General features: G+C 67.0%; 16 protein-coding genes and 1 pseudogene. 4 read left to right on the plus strand and 13 right to left on the minus strand.

All coding sequences use genetic code 11. The annotated features are described in order from the left end of the window. Positions 1-9: 9 nt before the first annotated feature. Entirely contained in the window at positions 10-2,301 is a 2,292-nt protein-coding gene (locus BN4346_RS49705; protein ID WP_154677565.1) for a tyrosine-type recombinase/integrase, read from the minus strand. Then, positions 2,298-3,362 carry a tyrosine-type recombinase/integrase gene (locus BN4346_RS31390; RefSeq protein ID WP_067970583.1) on the minus strand — a complete coding sequence of 355 codons (1,065 nt, stop codon included), beginning with the start codon at positions 3,360-3,362 and terminating at the stop codon, positions 2,298-2,300. The genes BN4346_RS49705 and BN4346_RS31390 overlap by 4 nt, the downstream gene beginning before the upstream one ends. A 60-nt stretch (positions 3,363-3,422) precedes the next feature. Here BN4346_RS31390 and BN4346_RS48890 point away from each other — a divergent pair. After that, a pseudogene (locus BN4346_RS48890) lies at positions 3,423-3,584 on the plus strand (IS256 family transposase); the annotation flags it as partial. An 86-nt stretch (positions 3,585-3,670) separates the two neighbouring features. Here the strand turns inward: BN4346_RS48890 and BN4346_RS48410 are convergent. The 4 genes from BN4346_RS48410 to BN4346_RS48620 form a co-directional block, all read right to left on the minus strand. Then, a complete protein-coding gene (locus BN4346_RS48410; RefSeq protein ID WP_067970585.1) occupies positions 3,671-4,651 on the minus strand; it encodes a hypothetical protein in 981 nt (326 codons plus the stop codon). Next, a complete protein-coding gene (locus BN4346_RS31410) occupies positions 4,638-5,186 on the minus strand; it encodes a DUF6932 family protein (RefSeq protein ID WP_067970587.1) in 549 nt (182 codons plus the stop codon). Before BN4346_RS31410 ends, BN4346_RS48410 begins: the two co-directional genes overlap by 14 nt. 95 nt (positions 5,187-5,281) lie before the next feature. Continuing rightward, positions 5,282-5,662, minus strand: coding sequence for a hypothetical protein (locus BN4346_RS48895; protein WP_235653589.1), 381 nt, complete (start codon positions 5,660-5,662; stop codon positions 5,282-5,284). A gap of 143 nt (positions 5,663-5,805) precedes the next feature. Further along, positions 5,806-6,162, minus strand: a complete 357-nt coding sequence (locus tag BN4346_RS48620) for a helix-turn-helix domain-containing protein (RefSeq protein WP_154677567.1) — start codon at positions 6,160-6,162, stop codon at positions 5,806-5,808. A gap of 131 nt (positions 6,163-6,293) precedes the next feature. Here BN4346_RS48620 and BN4346_RS31425 point away from each other — a divergent pair, with 131 nt between their 5' ends. After that, entirely contained in the window at positions 6,294-7,244 is a 951-nt protein-coding gene (locus tag BN4346_RS31425; RefSeq protein WP_235653590.1) for an integrase, read from the plus strand. Further along, positions 7,241-8,662 carry a hypothetical protein gene (locus BN4346_RS48900; RefSeq protein WP_235653591.1) on the plus strand — a complete coding sequence of 474 codons (1,422 nt, stop codon included), beginning with the start codon at positions 7,241-7,243 and terminating at the stop codon, positions 8,660-8,662. The genes BN4346_RS31425 and BN4346_RS48900 overlap by 4 nt, the downstream gene beginning before the upstream one ends. A gap of 284 nt (positions 8,663-8,946) precedes the next feature. On the opposite strand, the gene BN4346_RS31440 is transcribed toward BN4346_RS48900, so the two are convergent. The 7 genes from BN4346_RS31440 to BN4346_RS31470 form a co-directional block, all read right to left on the minus strand. Next, positions 8,947-9,342 carry a GNAT family N-acetyltransferase gene (locus tag BN4346_RS31440; protein ID WP_067970593.1) on the minus strand — a complete coding sequence of 132 codons (396 nt, stop codon included), beginning with the start codon at positions 9,340-9,342 and terminating at the stop codon, positions 8,947-8,949. Positions 9,343-9,354: 12 nt separating this feature from the next. Next, positions 9,355-11,157 (minus strand): acetyl/propionyl/methylcrotonyl-CoA carboxylase subunit alpha, encoded by a 1,803-nt coding sequence (locus BN4346_RS31445; RefSeq protein WP_067970595.1) that lies wholly within the window; start codon positions 11,155-11,157, stop codon positions 9,355-9,357. Positions 11,158-11,249: 92 nt separating this feature from the next. Continuing rightward, positions 11,250-11,666: a SufE family protein gene (locus BN4346_RS31450; RefSeq protein WP_067970597.1), complete on the minus strand. Its 417-nt coding sequence runs from the start codon at positions 11,664-11,666 to the stop codon at positions 11,250-11,252. Beyond that, positions 11,666-12,529 (minus strand): sulfurtransferase, encoded by an 864-nt coding sequence (locus BN4346_RS31455; RefSeq protein ID WP_235653592.1) that lies wholly within the window; start codon positions 12,527-12,529, stop codon positions 11,666-11,668. The genes BN4346_RS31450 and BN4346_RS31455 overlap by 1 nt, the downstream gene beginning before the upstream one ends. Before the next feature lie 130 nt (positions 12,530-12,659). Further along, on the minus strand, positions 12,660-13,301 hold the full coding sequence (locus BN4346_RS31460; RefSeq protein WP_067970600.1) for a Maf family protein: 642 nt from the start codon (positions 13,299-13,301) through the stop codon (positions 12,660-12,662). Positions 13,302-13,308: 7 nt separating this feature from the next. Further along, positions 13,309-13,581 (minus strand): acyl-CoA carboxylase subunit epsilon, encoded by a 273-nt coding sequence (locus BN4346_RS31465; protein ID WP_407695068.1) that lies wholly within the window; start codon positions 13,579-13,581, stop codon positions 13,309-13,311. Further along, the gene (locus BN4346_RS31470; RefSeq protein ID WP_067970602.1) at positions 13,578-15,230 is read right to left on the minus strand and encodes an acyl-CoA carboxylase subunit beta; all 1,653 of its coding nucleotides are present in this window, start codon (positions 15,228-15,230) and stop codon (positions 13,578-13,580) included. Before BN4346_RS31470 ends, BN4346_RS31465 begins: the two co-directional genes overlap by 4 nt. A gap of 457 nt (positions 15,231-15,687) precedes the next feature. Between BN4346_RS31470 and BN4346_RS31475 the strand changes: the two genes are divergently transcribed. Continuing rightward, the gene (locus tag BN4346_RS31475; RefSeq protein ID WP_067970605.1) at positions 15,688-16,479 is read left to right on the plus strand and encodes a TIGR02391 family protein; all 792 of its coding nucleotides are present in this window, start codon (positions 15,688-15,690) and stop codon (positions 16,477-16,479) included. Positions 16,480-17,036 lie beyond the last annotated feature (557 nt).

Consider the following 17,036-nt stretch of genomic DNA (forward strand, 5'->3'; position numbering starts at 1 on the left):
TCAGGATTGTCAAGTTCGTGCTGGTCGGCCATGGTTGACGGCAACGATCGGCAACGGGGTGGCGGTCAGTTGTCGTGGTGTCGTTCCGGCCGGGGTCGGAACGTCGGCGAGGCGTTGCAGTAGCTGGTCGAGGGCGGCTTGACCGTCTTCGACGGCTGCTTGTTCGTCGTCGGTGAGCGGGATGCTGACGAGCATCTTTTGAAGGTTCGATTTCGCTTGCAGGAGTTGGCTTTTGCTGGACTCTTTGGGAATGTAGAAGTCGCACCGGGCGCAGGCCATCCGGTGCGGGCATTGCTCGAAGAACGTGTAGCTGCAGAAACCGTGGCCGAGGTCGTAGTGCTGCCAAGGCTCACCAGCGGCGGCACCGCCGGAGGTGGCCGCGTCGCGGTCGACGAGGACTTCGATGGTGCGGACGTTGCGGGCGAAGTAGCCAGCGTCGCTGTATGCCTTAGCCAGGGTGTTCGGGGTGATTTTGGCGTAGTGCTGGGTCGATTCCGGGCTGCGGTGCCCGAGCCAAGTCTGCAGCTCGAACAGCGTCATCGGTTCCTTGGCGTTGTAGAGCTGTGTCGCGATGGTGGAGCGAGCGCGGTGGCTGGTGATCGGCCCGCGAACGTCGGCGGCTGGGATGCCGGCTTTGCGACAGAGCGCGGGGATGATCGTGTCGTTGATGTAGTTCTTGCTGATCCGTCCGGCTCGGACAGCGAACAGGAAGTGCACCTTCTCACCGGTTTTCCGGTCCAGCATCGGTGGTTGCGCTGGTCGCAGGGCCTGCCATGCTTCGATCGCCCGGCCCAGGAGCGGGTCGACGGGCTTGGTGAAGGCGGCGCCGGTCTTGTGGGTGGGGATATCGAGCAGACAGACCGATGAGCCAGTCTGCTGCGGGTCGTCGCCGACGGCGGGCTGATCGTGCTGCCAGCGGATGCAGCCGAGCCGGAGCCGGGCGATTTCGTCGCTGCGCTGGCCAGCGAACAGCCAGGTCAGCGTGATCGCGCGGACCATGTCGACCGGGTGGGCTCCGGGCCCTCCGGGCAGGTCGCCGGGGTCGAGGTTGAGGCCGGCCCAGAGAAGTTTGGCCCAGAGGTCGTCGGCGATCACCCGCGGGTCGGGTCCTTGCAGTGCCCGGATGCTGCGCGGGGTCTCCAATGCTCGCGCGGGGTCGAACCGGCGCGGGATCCAGTCCCAGTCTTGGAGGTCGCGGAAGAAGGTGCGGGCGATCCGAATGTAGGTGCGTTTCGTCTTCGGCGACAGCGGTTTTCCGAGCTGTTCGGTGCGGCTCTCACGCCAGTTCTGCGATTGGATGTGGTCGCCGACGCGCATGCGGTCGACGGCGGCGATCCAGGCCGTGCAGGTCTGGCGTGTCCAGTCAGCGGGCCCGGTGATGTCGGGATGGTCGGCGGCGAGCCAGCGGCCGATCTTGGCCAGCACGACGCGGTGGGTGTCCCGGGTGCTCGGTTGGACCGTCGCGGTGGCGTGCCAGCGTTGGATCGCTCGCGCCCAGCCCGCGGCGGTGCCGGTGATGGGGACGGGCCCCTCCCCGTACCGCGGTGCCGGCGGCGGACCGGTGTGTCCGAGCGTAGCCAGAGCCCTGTGAATACCATGCAGGTGGCGGCCGTGGAAATGCCGTTCGATCGCCGCGTCCGCGCGCAACCGCTCCAGCGCCGGGGAGGTGAGCTCGTTCAGCATCGGGCTGCGGTTGAGCAACAGCAACGTGCAGATCATCGACTCCAGATTCGCGGCACGATATCCCCATCCGCTAAGCACCGCGCGAACGGGCTCGACTGCCTGCTCGACGGCATCAGCACCGAACACTCTCTGCGCCAACGCCTGCCGCGCGAACGGCCCGACCAGATCGAATGCGGTGAACCGGGTGAGCAGATAGGCGTGGGCGAGGAGATAGGGGCGTGCCTGCATGCCGACCTGCCCCGGGAAACGCTGCCGCAGCTGCTGTGGGCGCAGCAGCTCGGCCCACTCCTGTGTCGACCAGGACCAGAAGTCGCGGCCCAGGTCGCCGCAGCGGTGCAGGACGATCGCGGTGGCATAGCGGGCGAACCGGCGCTGGAACACGGTGTCGGGATGCCAGTGCAGCACGGCCAACGCCTCGTCCAGTGGTGCGGTCAGTCGCAGAATCGCCCGCCATTGCCGGTGTTCGCGGTCCCGGTCCAGCCGCAGCAGGTCGAACCCGAGAGTCTGCAGCGCATCGCACTCGTCCTTCGACAGCCGTTCGTGGCGCCGGAAACAATCCAGCCGCAGCGGCCACTCCCAAGCAGATTGCGCTGCCTGCCAATTCACGATCGTCGTCATCGGCGACCGGTCTCCTGCTCGCCGAGGCGGGCCAGCATCTCCACCCGCCAGGCGTGGATGTGGTCCATGCCGCGAGCGAGCTTGTCGGCCAGCTCCCGCCCGGACAGGTGAATATAGGTGAGCGTGGTCTCGGTGCTGCGATGCCCGGCGAACGTGGCGATCGCGTGTAGTTCCCAGCCCATCCGCGCCAGGTCCGTCAAGCACAGATGCCGGGTCGTGTGGGTAGAGAACTGCGGCACCCCGGCGTCGATCGCGATGCGCCGCACCACTTTCGACCAGGTCCACAAACTCAACGGCTCAGCCAGGTTGCGGCGCGACTCCGACAGGAACAACGGTCCTCGGGCTCGGCTCAGCGCCGCCCGATGTGTCAGATATTCCTGCAACAACACCCCGGTCGGCGCCGAATACGGCACCACCCGCTCGAGCCGGTTCTTCGTCGTCTCCGTCCGCACTCGCAACATCCGCCGACCCGGATCCAGGTCATCGGTGCGCAACGAGCACAACTCTTCCCGCCGCAACGCTGCGTCATAGGCCAGCGCCAACATCACCCGATTCCGCGGCCGCTCGGCCGCCGCCACGGCCAGGACATCCAGCCACTGCTGCTCGGTCGGGATCCACGGAAGTTTCACCAGCCGCGGCACCAGGCCGCGCTGCTGCCCACCCCACTTCCGCCCTGGCGTATATCGTCCTCGCCCAACAGGATTGGACTCCCGGACACCCTCATCCATCAGGAAGTCGTAGAACAACCGCACCGGCACCAGCCGCTGCTGGATCGTCGCGTTCGCCAACCCGCACCCGGAATCGATCGACACCAAATTCGTGCCACGCCGGCTGGCCCGCCCCGTCAGCTCACGAACGAACACCGCGACATCGGCCCGGTTTGCGGTGACCGGGTCGATGCCATGGTCCTCACAGACCTGCAGGAACTCGGCCAGCCCGCGCGCATACGCGTCGATCGTCCGCGGTGCTCGACCAAGGTCGACCCACACCCGCAACCAGGCCGCCGCTCGCTCGTGCCGGCCGAGCACCGGCCACTTGTCCTCAAACCCCGTTGCCGCCAAGCCTGCCTCCCAGTTCCGTGGCCGTCAGGGACCAAGATCTTCTCAGCCCCAATCTGATTCCACGTAACTAATAAGCAGGCCGCGCTCAAATGCGTCTACCTGGCGATCATGAGCCTCGACCCCACCGGCAAAGGCCGACAACGCTGGATGAACCGATGGAAGGCACCCCTCAACGCCTTCGAGATCGCCTTCCCCGGACGACTGACCCAAGGCCGAAAGTAACACTACGACAACCAGTTACACCGTTAACTTGACAGTCTCGCCACGAGGGACGAGTCGAAAGCCGCCTGTGAAGCTCAGTTTTAGTTTTAGTCGTTGAGCCGGTAGACGGCGTGGGCGGTGTAGGTGGTTTTGACGGCGCCGCCGGGGGTTGTTTCGATTTTCATGAGTGCGTGGATGCGGACGCGATCACCGACTGCCAGGCCGCGCGCTTGGTCCTTGCCGATGCGGCCGAGTTTGACCGTCACGGTCTCTCCGTCGTCTTGCTGAATGAGCCAGGACGAGACCGCGCTGACGGTGAGGTATTCGCCGATGATTTGCACGGGTTGTTCGTCGAGGTTGGCGTTTTCGACGGTGGCGGCGATGTAGGCGGCGGCCGTTGCCGACACGGTGACGCGGCGGGTGGCGCGGGATGGTTGCTGCCAGTCGATTTCGACGTCGAATCCGGCGCGGTCCAGTGTTTTGGACAGGTCGCGTAGGGCCGAGGCGGTACGTGGTCCCATCTCGGCGAGCTGTTGGACGAACCGGGATTGCGCTGGGCTGGGCCCGATGTCGTTGCCGGCGCTGAACACATCGATGGCCGCACCGATTGCGGTGTCGAGCAACTGATCGTCGGTTTCCAGTTCGGCGAACATGCCGACTTTGCCGCCGGCGTGGCCGGTTTCGGTGATCGGTGAGGTCGCCGGGGTGAGGGTCAAGATGATCGATCCAGGCCCGGGTGAGGCTCTGAGCAGCAGGTCGGTGCGCCGGCGCACGTCGGCGTTGGGTTGGCGTCCCAGCGCTTTATCGCCTTGTTGGGCTGCCCCGACCGCGGTGGCCAGGCGTTGAAATCCGGCCATCACGCGGGCGACTTCGGAGACCCGCGCCGAGGCCCCGGTCACGCCGTCGCCGCTGAGGCGGATGTTGCCACGCGAGGGCAGGGTTCGCCCGAGGCTATCGTCGGCGATCAGGGCCTCGACGCTGATGCGGGATAAGTCATCAGGAGTACTCCAGGCTGGTGTGTCGTCGTCGGTCATCGCCGCCAGGATCGCCGCCTGCATCCGGTCGAGGTCATCCTCACTGGTAGTCATCGACGATCACCTCCACATATCCGCAGCGCGGCAGCGCGTCCTCGCGTACGGGCGGCGAACCCGTTGGGCCAGAACGCATTCGCTGCAGGTAATCATCGACCCGGCCTCGTCGCTCCAAGTATTGGGGCAGGTAGCGGTCCTCAATCTCGGTGTCGGGTTGGCAGTGCCAGGCGACGACCGAAGTATCCACCCGCACTCCGACAACGCGACGCAGCGTAGCGCGCTGCGCGAACGCCCGCAGGATGTTGGCGCTGGCCGGGTCCAGGTGGGCTTTGGACAACTCCAGGTCCTCGGCCCAATACACACACGACACGACCTCGGGTTCGGGCTCCTCGGACAGGAACCGTCCGTAGAGCCAGCAGGCGTTGACGTGCACGTGGCGACAAAGCAGGCTTGTCGCCGACTCCCAGTCCCGCCATAGGTGCTGCCGGTGCTCGCCGCGCCCGTTGACGAATCGCTGGTAGACCTCGGCCCGGCTTGCCCGGTAGCGACCGGGTGGCAGTAGCCCACCGGATGGATCCAACTCCGGAATCACACCATTGCCCCTCCTGCCGGACGGCCTGTTGGCTCTACCCGACCGCGCGGGCGGGGTGATCTGTGCTCAATCCCGTGAAACCCGAAAGCGATTCATCATCGGCTGGGTCCTGGTCGCTGGCCGCGGCGAACAACGCGTCGATCACCTCGTCGATGCCGGCCACCGCCTCTTGCGCCGCCGGCCGAAGCGCAGCGGATGACGACCCGGCAGCGTAAGGCGGTCGACGAGCTGATCCGCGGGTCCGCCGCCGCGAACGCGACGTTCTCCGACACGTCGGCCAGGAAGGCGATCGCCCGGATCGATGCGTCTGACGGGCGGGTGGCGTAGGTGCCCTGCCGCAGGCGATTCAGCGTGGCGTGCGAGATATCGTGGCCGGCGCGCTGCGCCAGCTCGGCCAGGCGGCGTCCGGATGCCCCGCCGTGCCGTGTGGCGGCGATCTCGATCAGGTCGATCAGCGACTTGCTGGTCTTTGCCATAGCGTTACACCCACTCCCTCGCTACCCTGACGCGCGCGTGCGCCCGAAACCCATTGTTGCGGCGCGTGGAACACGAGTCAAGCGCAACACGCGGTCGCGGTAACACCCCAACCGAATAACGATTCTGTAATCTGCCTCATGTGTCAGACGGCATCGCGATGGTGAGCGTGCGGTTTCCCGCCGAGGCGGCGGTGGGTGGCGGCGTCTGGGTGTTCGGGCCACAGCCGCCGGCCCAGGGCGTGTTCCAGGCGAGCCAGCGAGCCGATGTCGCACAGCACGGTGCCGGCCAGGATCCGCCCGATGGTGGTGTGTGCCACCCCGCTGACCACAGCCAGTGCCCGCTGACCGGTAGCGGTCTCGGCCATCGCCGCCCCCAGCGCGCGGGCCAGATGCTGCGCGGCCGACGCCGACGGCGGGGCATCAGGTGTCATGGCGGCGTTAGGCCAGAGGCCTCTGGCCACGTAAGCCACCGGCGGCTTATCGCCGTTGCTGCGCGCCACCAGCCCACCCTATCCCGCAGCCCCGCCGCATTCAGGCAGGCTGTCGGACCCCCCTGCTCGAATGGTGCATACATGCACCATTATGGATGGAGGCGGCATGGCCAACGTTTCACCAACGGCGCGGACCCGTGGTGAGCGCCGGGCAGCAGTTGCTGTTGCCGCTGGGGTGGGGGCCGGCCATGGCTGAGGGCAGCTTGAGCGCGGCGGTGGCGGCAGTGACCGGGGCGTGGATCGCCGACGGCGCGCTGTCGGTGCAGACGCTCGACAAGTTCGGCTTGCTCGCCCGCCGTTTCGCCCGGTTCGCCGCCGCGCATGACGTCACTACCCTGGCCGGCGTCGATCGAGTGTTGGTCGCGACATTTGTTGCCGCCAAAGGCCGCACCCGACACGGGACCGTGTCGGCTGCGGCGGTCGCGACCATGCACAACCGCCGCGCCGCGCTGCGCGCGTTCTACCGCACCGCCCGCCGGCTGCGGCTAACCCTCGACGACCCCACCACCGACATCGACGTCCCAGCACGTCGGTCCTCGGCCCGGCGCCCACTCACCGATGACGAAGCCGCGCTGGTGCGGCTGTTCTCCGAACACGCCACCCCAACCCGCCACGCCGCCACCGCCGCACTGCTGCTTGCGGGGGCGCACACCGGCGAACTCGGTCACATCAGCGCCGCCGACCTCGACCACCGCGCCGCCACCGTGTGGGCGCACGGATCAGCCAAGCACCGGGCCCGGCTGCTGCCCCTGGACACCTGGTCGGTGCGGGTGCTCGTCGAACGCGCCGCCCACCTCACCGAACCGCTTCCTCGCGGCGGCCACCCACCGGTGCTGTGCACCGGCGCCCACGGCAGCGACGCCCACAAACAGGCCCGAGTGTGCGTGACCGTGCGCGACATCCTCACCCGCGCGGGACTATCCGACGACAGCGGGGTACGACCCGCATCGCTGACCGCCTACGCCGCGCGCCGCGAGTTCGAGCGCACCGGCCGCATCGAGGACGCCGCCCGCCTTATCGGCTCGCCCTCGCTGGACACCACCGCCGCCCTCATCGGCTACGCCTGGCACGACCCCGGCGGCGCACCATGAAGCGCGACACCGCCACGCCGACGCCGGCCTATGGGGCCCAGCGCATCGAGCAGCGCCGGCTGGGCAAGCTCGAAACCCCGACCGATCTCACGCTGCTCGAAATCGACACCATCGAAGCCGTCGCCTCACACGAGGTCATTTACCACCTGGCTGCGATCCTGCCCGTCCACGAGCCCGGAACTCCCGGCCGGCGCCCGCACTACCCACCGTGGGTGCACGTGCTGCACAAAGCATTGACCGGGGTGCTCGGCTCACACAGCAAGGCCGCCCGCGCCATGGCCCACCCCGCCTACTGGCGCTCGATCCGCCAGCACGCCGCCAAACACGGAGCCCCCACCGCGCAGCGCCGCCCACCGCAGCGATGGCACCACAACTACGCCCAACGGTTGCTCGACGACCACGCCAACGAGCTGCTCACCGCGTTTCGGCCGCTCGCCCGCCGGCTGGCCACCGAACTCGGCTGCCTGGCCCACACCGCCCCTGTCTCGCACACCAATCCCGCCCGGGGACAATACGTCGTCGGCGATGGCACCGTGGTGGCCGCGCCCGTCCGTAAGGCCACCGCCGACCGGTGGGCCGAAGAGGGTGGACGCCGCGTCCACGCCGGCATCGAAGTGCAAAACGGCGAAAACGACAGGGAGTTCCGCTACGGCACCAAGTTCACCATGCTCGCCACCCGCCCCAACGCCATCCGCAACAACCGCGTCATCCTCGATGTCGACGCCGTGCCGGCGGGCAAAGGCTACGGCGGCGAAGCCCGCATCGCCGTCGACATGATCGACCGCGTCATCGCCGACTCCGACGTCCGCTGCGACGGCGTCTGCTACGACGGCGCCTTCCGCGGCAAACACATCGACCACGCCATGAAACACGGCCTGACCGTGCTCTCACCCATCCACGACGGCACCCGAAAACCCACCGCACTGGCCCGCCTCGACTGTGCCTGCGGCGAGGTTCACAACCTATGGACTCAAGACGGGCGCATCTGCCAACGCCAGATCCTCGACACCGGCGACACGCACCTGCAACCCTGCCCAACCGCCAAGATCTACTCGCGCCGCAACGCCGACGGAAATCACCGGTGGTACATCGAGTTCGCGACTCCCACGTGCGGCACCGTGCAGCGAGAGCGCATTGACACCACCGACGACGACCGCAAGCGTGGCTACAATCGGGCAGAGCACCTGCGCCAGCACGTCAAAACCGAGGACGGCGACAGCGTCTACGACCGCTGCTACGGGTGGCGCGAAGACTCCGAAAGTCTCAATAACACTCTCGACCGCACCCTCTACGGCGGGCGCATGATCGCCTACTCGGCTGTTCGCCAACTGACCGTCATGCTCGGATTCGGCCTGGGCCGCAACGCAATAGCGGCCTACCTGCACCGACGACGACACCCAGACGAGCGAGCAGCCTAACGCCGGCCACCACGACGAGCGACCCCAAGCTGCCCACGGACGCCCACGCGTCGCGTGGCCTTTGTCATGCCCGATACACTCACACCCGCCGGACTCGACAACACGACGCCCACCGTCACGACGCCGACCACGGCACCAGGATGTCCAAGAAGCCGCTGAAATCGCGCCCCGCCAGGGTTTTAGTCAGGTATTCAAGGACGTCCCCGACACTGGCATTGGTGGGTTTCATCAGCGCTGCCGCGCAGCACGATGCCGGGTGGACGCTGGGCTTCGGGATCTCGGTCCTAGTGTTGGCGATCGGCGGTTTGACCTGGATTTTCATCGGTCGAAACCGGACCACCCACGCCGGTCATCACCGGCGTCAGACCTAGCGCGCCGGCGGCGAACCGGGACACTGCCTGCGCCCCGGTCAGCGCCGCCTGGCCATGACCTGGCCGGTGGCGGCTGCCGATCTCGCCCGAAGCCGGATTCAGCGTCACCTCGGCCAACAGTTCGCCCGTCGTCGGCTCGCAGACCGCCCAGAGATAGCGCGAGTCCTCGGCCCAGCCGGCGGCTGCCGTCGCGATGAAGTCCGGGTCGGTCTCACCGAGATCGGCCAGGGTCGGACGGTCGTCGACTCGGTCGTCAGCCCGTGGCATCCGCAGATACCACGGGCCGGCGTTGATCTCGACAGGTTCTATAGCGGGCCGGACCTACTTGATCTCGCAGAGCACGGTGCCCTGCGTGATGGCCGATCCGGCCTCTGCCGACAGGCCGGTGATGACACCGTCCTTGTGCGCGGTGACCGGGTTCTCCATCTTCATGGCCTCCAGGACGACGACCAGGTCACCAGCGGCAACCTCTTGGCCCTCCTCGACGGCCACCTTGACCACGGTGCCCTGCATCGGTGCGGTGACCGCGTCACCCGAGGCCGCCGCGCCGCCGTGCGCGCCACGCTTGCGGGCCTTCGGCTTCTTTCTGAGGACACCGCTGGCTCCACTTCCACCGCCCGCTCCGCCGCCCAGCGCCAAGTCACCCGGCAGCGACACCTCCAGGCGCCGGCCGCCAACCTCGACGACCACCTTCTGCCGCGGCTGGACATCGTCCTCGTCGAGGGGCTCGCCGCCGGTGAAGGGCTCGATGTTGTTCTCGAACTCGGTCTCGATCCAGCGGGTGTGGACCGTGAAGCCGTTCTCGTCGCCGATGAAGGCCGGGTCACGGACCACCACACGGTCGAACGGGATCACCGTGGCCAGTCCCTCCACGTGGAACTCGTCCAGGGCACGCCGGGCGCGCTCCAGGGCCTCGGTGCGGGTCGCGCCGGTGACGATCAGCTTGGCCAGCATCGAGTCGAACTGGCCGCCGATCACCGAACCGGCCTCCACGCCGGAGTCCATCCGGATGCCCGGGCCGGTCGGCGGGTCGAATCGGGTGACCGGGCCGGGGGCGGGCAGGAAGCCGCGACCGGCGTCCTCACCGTTGATGCGGAATTCGATCGAGTGGCCGCGCGGCGTCGGGTCCTCGGTGATGTCGAGGGTCTCGCCGTTGGCGATCCGGAACTGCTCGCGTACCAGGTCGATACCCGAGGTCTCCTCGGTGACCGGGTGCTCCACCTGCAGACGGGTGTTGACCTCCAGGAAGCTGATCAGGCCGTCCTGGCCGACCAGATACTCCACGGTGCCGGCGCCGTAGTAGCCGGCCTCCTTGCAGATCCGCTTGGCGGACTCGTGGATCTCCTTGCGCTGCGCGTCGGTCAGGAACGGCGCCGGAGCCTCCTCGACCAGCTTCTGGAAGCGGCGCTGCAACGAGCAGTCGCGAGTGCCCGCGACGACGACGTTGCCGTGCTGGTCGGCGATGACCTGGGCCTCGACGTGGCGCGGCTTGTCCAGGTAGCGCTCCACGAAGCACTCGCCGCGACCGAAGGCCGCGATCGCCTCACGGGTGGCCGACTCGAACAGCTCGGGAATCTCCTCGAGGGTGCGCGCCACCTTCATGCCGCGGCCACCGCCGCCGAACGCGGCCTTGATCGCCACCGGCACGCCATACTCCTTGGCGAAGGCCACCACCTCGTCGGCGTCCTTGACCGGGTCGGGGGTGCCGGGCACCAGCGGAGCCTTGGCGCGGGCGGCGATGTGACGCGCCGTGACCTTGTCGCCGAGGTCGCGGATCGACTGCGGGCTCGGCCCGATCCAGATCAGCCCGGCGTCGATGACGGCCTGGGCGAAGTCGGCGTTCTCCGAGAGGAAGCCGTAGCCGGGGTGAATGGCGTTAGCGCCCGACTGGGCCGCGGCGTCGAGGATCTTCTCGAACACCAAGTAGGACTCGGCCGAGGTCTGCCCACCCAGGGCGAAGGCCTCGTCGGCGAGCCGGACGTGCGGTGCGTCGGCGTCGGGCTCGGCGTACACGGCCACGCTGGCCAATCCGGCGTCGCGCGCGGCGCGGATCACCCGGACTGCGATCTCTCCGCGGTTGGCGACGAGCACCTTGGAGATCTTCGAGCTGGCATGGTTCGCCACTGGGCCTCCTGATGGCATGTTTAAGAAAGGTCTTTAAGAATCTAGCTTCAGGCAGTGTAAGGCGCGAGCGCTGAACCTGTTCCAGGTGCCCCTTACGCGGCGCGTAAATGCCGCTTGATGCGGGTCAACATGGCCGACATACCCCGCAGCCGCAACGGGCTGATCAGTGCAGCCAGCCCCAGCCGGGACGCGAAATCCTCCGGCACGCCCAGGATGACATCGGCCGGTTCGCCGTCGAGGCCGGCCGCCCAGATCGAGGCGAAGCCGCGCGTGGTCGGTGCCTCCGGAGGCGCGCTGAAATACAGCCGCACCCGTTGCGGGTCGGCGGCATCGACATGCAGAAACAACGGCGACTGGCACTCCGGTACCGGTTCCATGGCTGATTCGGTGAGCTCGTCCGGCAGCTCGGGCAGTTCGTCGGCGAATTCCAGCAGCAGCTTGAGCTTGTCCTGGCCTTCGACTTCGGCGAAATCGGACACCACCTGCGCCAGTCCTTCCGGCAGGCTCATCAGCTGGCTGGACTCCCCGGGGCTCCGGGCAGCTGTCCGGGTGCTTGTCCTGGTTCTACCCCCGCGACGATCGGCACGCGCACGGTGTTGCCCCACTCGGTCCATGAACCGTCGTAGTTGCGGACATCGTCGAGGCCGAGCAGGTGCGTCAGCACGAACCAGGTGTGGCTAGAGCGTTCTCCGATGCGGCAGTAGGCGATCGGTTTGTCGTCGGGCTTGAGGAAGCTGTAGAGCGCCTCGAGTTCCTCGCGCTTACGGAACCGGCCGGCGTCGTCGGCCGCCTTGCTCCAGGGCACCGACACTGCGGTGGGGATGTGGCCGCCGCGCAGCACACCTTCCTCCGGGTATTCCGGCATGTGGGTGCGCTCGCCGGTGTACTCCTGCGGGGAGCGGACGTCGATCAGCGGCACCTTGCCGATATTCGCCAGCACGTCATCCTGGTATGCCCGGATGGGGGCGTCATTGCGCTTGACGACGGGATAGCCGCTGGTGGTCTTCGACGGCACGTCCAGCGTGGTCTCCCGGCCCGAGGACACCCACAGATCACGTCCGCCGTCGAGTAGCCGCACGTCTTCGTGACCGAACAGGGTGAACACCCACAGCGCGTAGGCGGCCCACCAGTTGGACTTGTCGCCGTAGATCACCACGGTGTCGTCGCGGGAGATGCCCTTGCGGTTCATCAGGTCGGCGAACTGCTCGCCGGTGATGTAGTCGCGAACCGGGGAATCGTTGAGATCGGTGACCCAGTCGATCTTGACCGCGGTGGGAATGTGGCCGATGTCGTAGAGCAAGACATCTTCGTCGGACTCCACCACGACCAGGCCGGGCCGGCCCAGATTGCCCGCCAGCCAGTCGGCTGTCACCAGCCGTTCGGGGTGGGCGTAGGACTGCGGGATCGGCAGGCACTGGCACGATGTCGAGCCTACCGGGCGGAAACCGCTGTGCCACTCCCATGGCGGGAAATCCTGCGGCGTCAGACGCCGGTGAGCTGGGTCAAACGACCGGGTTGTTCGCCCACAGCGCAGCGACCGAGAGCCCGGCTGTGCGCAGCAGCCGCCGCAGCATCGGCAGGCTGATACCGATGACGCTGGAGGGATCGCCGTCGACACCGTCGACGAACCAGCCCCCCAAACCATCCAGGGTGAATCCGCCGGCCACCCGCAGTGGCTCGCCGCTGGCCAGATAGGCCTCCAGGTCGTCGTCATCGGGGCGGCCGAAACGCACTGTGGTAACCGCGGTTTCGGTGATCTGATGGGTGATCTCGTTGTCGCGCAACCGGATCAGACTGTGGCCGGTGTGGAGCTGGCCGGAATTGCCGGCCATCTCGCGCCAGCGGTTGCGGGCCTCATCGACGGTCGGTGGCTTGCCGCACAGCTTGCCGTCGATATAGAGCATTGAATCGCAGCCGATCACAACGCAATCGGTGCTCACCGGAGGCTGCAGCGTGGCGGCGACCTGTTCCGCTTTCGCGGCAGCCAGAGCGCCGGTCACGGCATCCGGGGAGGCGGTGGCGGGCAGGCCGGCCATCACGGCGTCCTCGTCCACACCGGAGACCACCACCAACGGGTCGATCCCGGCGCCGCGCAGGACGGCCAGCCGGCCTGAGGATGCCGAGCCGAGGACCAGGCGCGTCACCGACGGGTCACCGGCGCATGTGGGTGCGCTCCAGCAGAGTGATCCGCTGCCAGCTGAACAACGGAATCCGCAGCTTGTCGACCGGGTGGCCCCACAGATTGCGGTCCCGCGTACCGGATTCGGCTCCCGAGCCGCCTGCCGTGCCCAGCACCGCGACCAGCGCCGCGATCTCTGCGTCGGTGGGGTTGCCCCGCAGCACCTTGATGTGTGGTTCGGCCGCCGCGGGCCCTTGGCCCGCAGTGGTCGCCTCGGTGGTCTCGTCGCTCACGTGGTCGCTCACAGCGGAATGTTTCCGTGCTTCTTGGGCAGCGGCTGGACGATCTTGCGTTCCAGCAGGCGCAGTGATGTCGCGATGTAGCCGCGGGTGTGCGACGGCGGGATCACCGCGTCGACGTAGCCCCGCTCGGCGGCGACGTAGGGGTTCACCAGGGTGTCCTCGTACTCCTGCTGGAGCTCCAGGCGCAGCGCGTCGACGTCGTCGCCGTTCTTCGAAGCCTCGGTGAGCTGCTGGCGGTAGACGAAGCCGACCGCGCCGGAGGCGCCCATGACCGCGATCTGGGCCGTCGGCCAGGCCACGTTGACGTCAGCGCCCATCTCCTTGGACCCCATCACGCAGTACGCGCCGCCGTAAGCCTTGCGGGTGATGACGGTGATCTTGGCGACGGTGGCCTCACCGTAGGCGTAGAGCAGCTTGGCGCCGCGCCGGATGATGCCGTTGTATTCCTGCTCGGTACCGGGCAGGAAGCCGGGCACGTCGACCAGCAGCACAATCGGGATGTTGAAGCAGTCGCAGGTCCGGATGAACCGGGCGGCCTTCTCCGAGGCGTTGATGTCCAGGCAGCCGGCGAACTGGGTGGGCTGGTTGGCCACCAGGCCGACCGTGCGGCCCTCGATACGCCCGAAGCCGACGATGATGTTCTGCGCGTAACCGGCCTGGACTTCCAGGAACTCGTCGTCGTCGAGGATCCGGGTGATCACCTCGTGCATGTCGTACGGCTGGTTCGGCGAGTCCGGGATCAGCGTGTCGAGTTCGAGGTCCTCTGCGGTGAGGTTGTCCTCGATGGCGCCCTCGGCTGCCGGCACCGGGAAGTGCGGCGGGTCGGCGTAGTTGTTCGGGGGCAGGTAGCTCAGCAGGTCGCGGACGTAGTCCAGGGCGTCCTGCTCACCGGAGGCGACGTAGTGCGCGGTCCCGGACTTGCCCATGTGGGTGTGCGCCCCACCCAGCTCCTCTTGGGTGACCTCTTCGCCGGTGACGGTCTTGATCACGTCCGGGCCGGTGATGAACATCTGGCTGGTCTGGTCGACCATCACGATGAAGTCGGTCAGGGCGGGGGAGTACACGTGACCGCCGGCCGCGGCGCCCATGATCAGCGAGATCTGCGGGATCACACCCGAGGCCAGGATGTTGTTGTGGAAGATCTTGCTGTACAGGCCCAGCGAGACCACACCCTCCTGGATGCGGGCACCGGCGCCGTCATTGATCCCGATCAGCGGCCGGCCGGTCTTCATAGCCAGCTCCTGGACCTTGACGATCTTCTCGCCGTAGACCTCGCCGAGGCTGCCGCCGAACACGGTGGCGTCCTGGCTGAAGATGCAGACCTCGCGGCCGTCGATGGTGCCGTAACCGGTCACCACACCGTCGCCGAGCGGACGCTTGTCGGCCAGGCCGAAGTTGGTGCTGCGGTGCTTGGCCAGCGCGTCGAGCTCGACGAATGAGCCCTCGTCAAGCAGGGCATAGACCCGTTCCCGAGCGGTCAGCTTGCCCTTGGCATGCACCTTCTCGACCGCGGCCTCACCGACCGGGTGCAGGGTCTCCTCGGTCCGACGCTTGAGGTCGGCGAGCTTGCCCGCGGTGGTGTGGATGTCGACGACATGCTCGGCTTGCGCCTCTACGTGGGCCTCACCGGAGTGCTCAGTAACACTGGTCATAAGAAACGATCTTAAAGTGTGGGCCATCGGATCGCCCGACCGGACCGGTTAGGGAACGTCGCCGCCGTCTTCGCCGTCGCGAAGCAGTTTTTCTCCGGTGGTGGTGGTTGGTGCGGGGTCGATCCCGGTCCAGGTGTGGTGGGGGCAGGGTTTGGGTGGTGCCGCTTGCAGGTTACCGAGACGGCGGAATCGGGTGGCGCCCCGACCAGCGCGTTTAGGGAACTCCTATGCAGTTCAGCGGTGGTTTTGGGCCGGTTAGAGGTCGGCTCGGGTACGACTGCGGTTCGCCCCCGATATACCCCTGGTCGCCGGGGTGACGCCGGGGTGAGATCGGGGCTGACGCAGAGTTACACGCCCTGCTCTACCGGCGTCTTGCTAGCGACCAGTTAGTACCGCGCGGCGTGCCCGAGCAAACTTATCTACGCAGGTAGTCTGACTGTCGGGACCAGAGTCGACGATGGAGGACGGAATGCCGCCGTTTGGCCTAGGCGAGACCATGAAGCTTCGCCGCATCGGGGACGACGGCACACCTACAGAGTTCGACATCAAAGCCCAGGACTTAGGACCTGCGCACGGCATCACATTCAGCGTTGATGCTGACGTCGAAGTCGGCGATGAGATCACCCACACCCTGCCGAACGGCAAAACCAAGACGATGCGGCTTCTTGAGGTGCAGGTGAATCAGAGTCCGTTTGGCCGCGGCAGCAGGTTGGACCATACGGCTGCGAAGTACGAGGTTGTTTCAGCTAAGGCAGTTGCCCGGCCGCCGACGCCGGTTAACGTGCCCGGCTTGCACCCGTTGGTCTCAGCTGCGAGCGGATCGCAAGTCGCGAATGGTCACTACGACGACGCAGTTTTTAATGCTTTCAAGGCTGTTGAGGACCGCGTCAAAAAGCTGACGGGGCAATCCGATATCGGCAAGCGGCTCATGACAGCTGTGTTTAACGAACAAAGCCCTCAGCTGGACATCACATCGGATAACGCAGACAACGACCAGAAGAACGATGAGCGAGAAGGCTACAAGTTCTTGTTCATGGGGTGCGCGCAGGCGCTGCGGAATACACGCGGGCATGGACCAAATCTCCAGACCGGGAAGCACGAGGCTATTGAGATGCTGGCCACCGCCAACCTTCTGATGCGGGCGCTCGATCGAGCCGAAAAGCGGCTTCCCCAAAAGCAGTTCAAACAGCCTATGCAGAAGCTTCCTCAGGGGATCGGTCGGTTTTCTCCTCCGTCATTTAGGCCATGATTGAGAACCCTCTGGCTGGATATAGCTAGCCGCGCTTGCGCTTGTGGTTGGCGGTACTCTTCGCCGCCTTGCCGACCTTGCCCTTACCGGCTCGGGCCTCCTTGGCGAACTTGGCGCTGCGCGGCCTGCTTCTTGGTGGCCGTCGTGGGTTCCTCTCGTTGGCAGCCGGGGCGGGTTGGAAAGGAGGAACCAACCGCCCCGGCCGCGTCTGGGGCTTTACCGCGCTATTTGGTCGCCGGGGTACCCGCGAGCCTCGTCACGTGGCCGGCGCTTCTGCCGGGGCGTGAGCGATAGCCCGTGGAGTTCTACCTGCGGACACTTCGGCATGTACTGGCCGCCCATCGACGGCGGTAGCCCGTTGGCGTGCGGCGCTACTAGGCCCTCGCCCCAGCTGAACTCTGTGAGGCCGGTCTCGGCCTGGCCGGTGAGTGGTTGGCGTGAGCTGGCGTAGAACTGCCTTTTCCTGGGCGGTGGTTCCCGCCAAGGCTCGGGGGCATGAACACCGGCCACGATCACGTCGCAATCGTCGTCGGCGCGGCGTAGCTGACAGTCTGGGC

Origin of the sequence: Mycolicibacter icosiumassiliensis (genome assembly GCF_900078685.2) — a bacterium.
Lineage (GTDB): Bacteria > Actinomycetota > Actinomycetes > Mycobacteriales > Mycobacteriaceae > Mycobacterium > Mycobacterium icosiumassiliensis.

What these genes read in the sequence shown, in the direction of transcription:
- BN4346_RS31470 (WP_067970602.1), bottom strand. Translation starts at nt 15,230, where the DNA reads ATGACCAGTGTTACTGAGCACTCCGGTGAGGCCCACGTAGAGGCGCAA.
- BN4346_RS48895 (WP_235653589.1), bottom strand. Translation starts at nt 5,662, where the DNA reads ATGGCAAAGACCAGCAAGTCGCTGATCGACCTGATCGAGATCGCCGCC.
- BN4346_RS31450 (WP_067970597.1), bottom strand. Translation starts at nt 11,666, where the DNA reads ATGAGCCTGCCGGAAGGACTGGCGCAGGTGGTGTCCGATTTCGCCGAA.
- BN4346_RS48900 (WP_235653591.1), top strand. Translation starts at nt 7,241, where the DNA reads ATGAAGCGCGACACCGCCACGCCGACGCCGGCCTATGGGGCCCAGCGC.
- BN4346_RS31475 (WP_067970605.1), top strand. Translation starts at nt 15,688, where the DNA reads ATGGAGGACGGAATGCCGCCGTTTGGCCTAGGCGAGACCATGAAGCTT.
- BN4346_RS48410 (WP_067970585.1), bottom strand. Translation starts at nt 4,651, where the DNA reads ATGACTACCAGTGAGGATGACCTCGACCGGATGCAGGCGGCGATCCTG.
- BN4346_RS49705 (WP_154677565.1), bottom strand. Translation starts at nt 2,301, where the DNA reads ATGACGACGATCGTGAATTGGCAGGCAGCGCAATCTGCTTGGGAGTGG.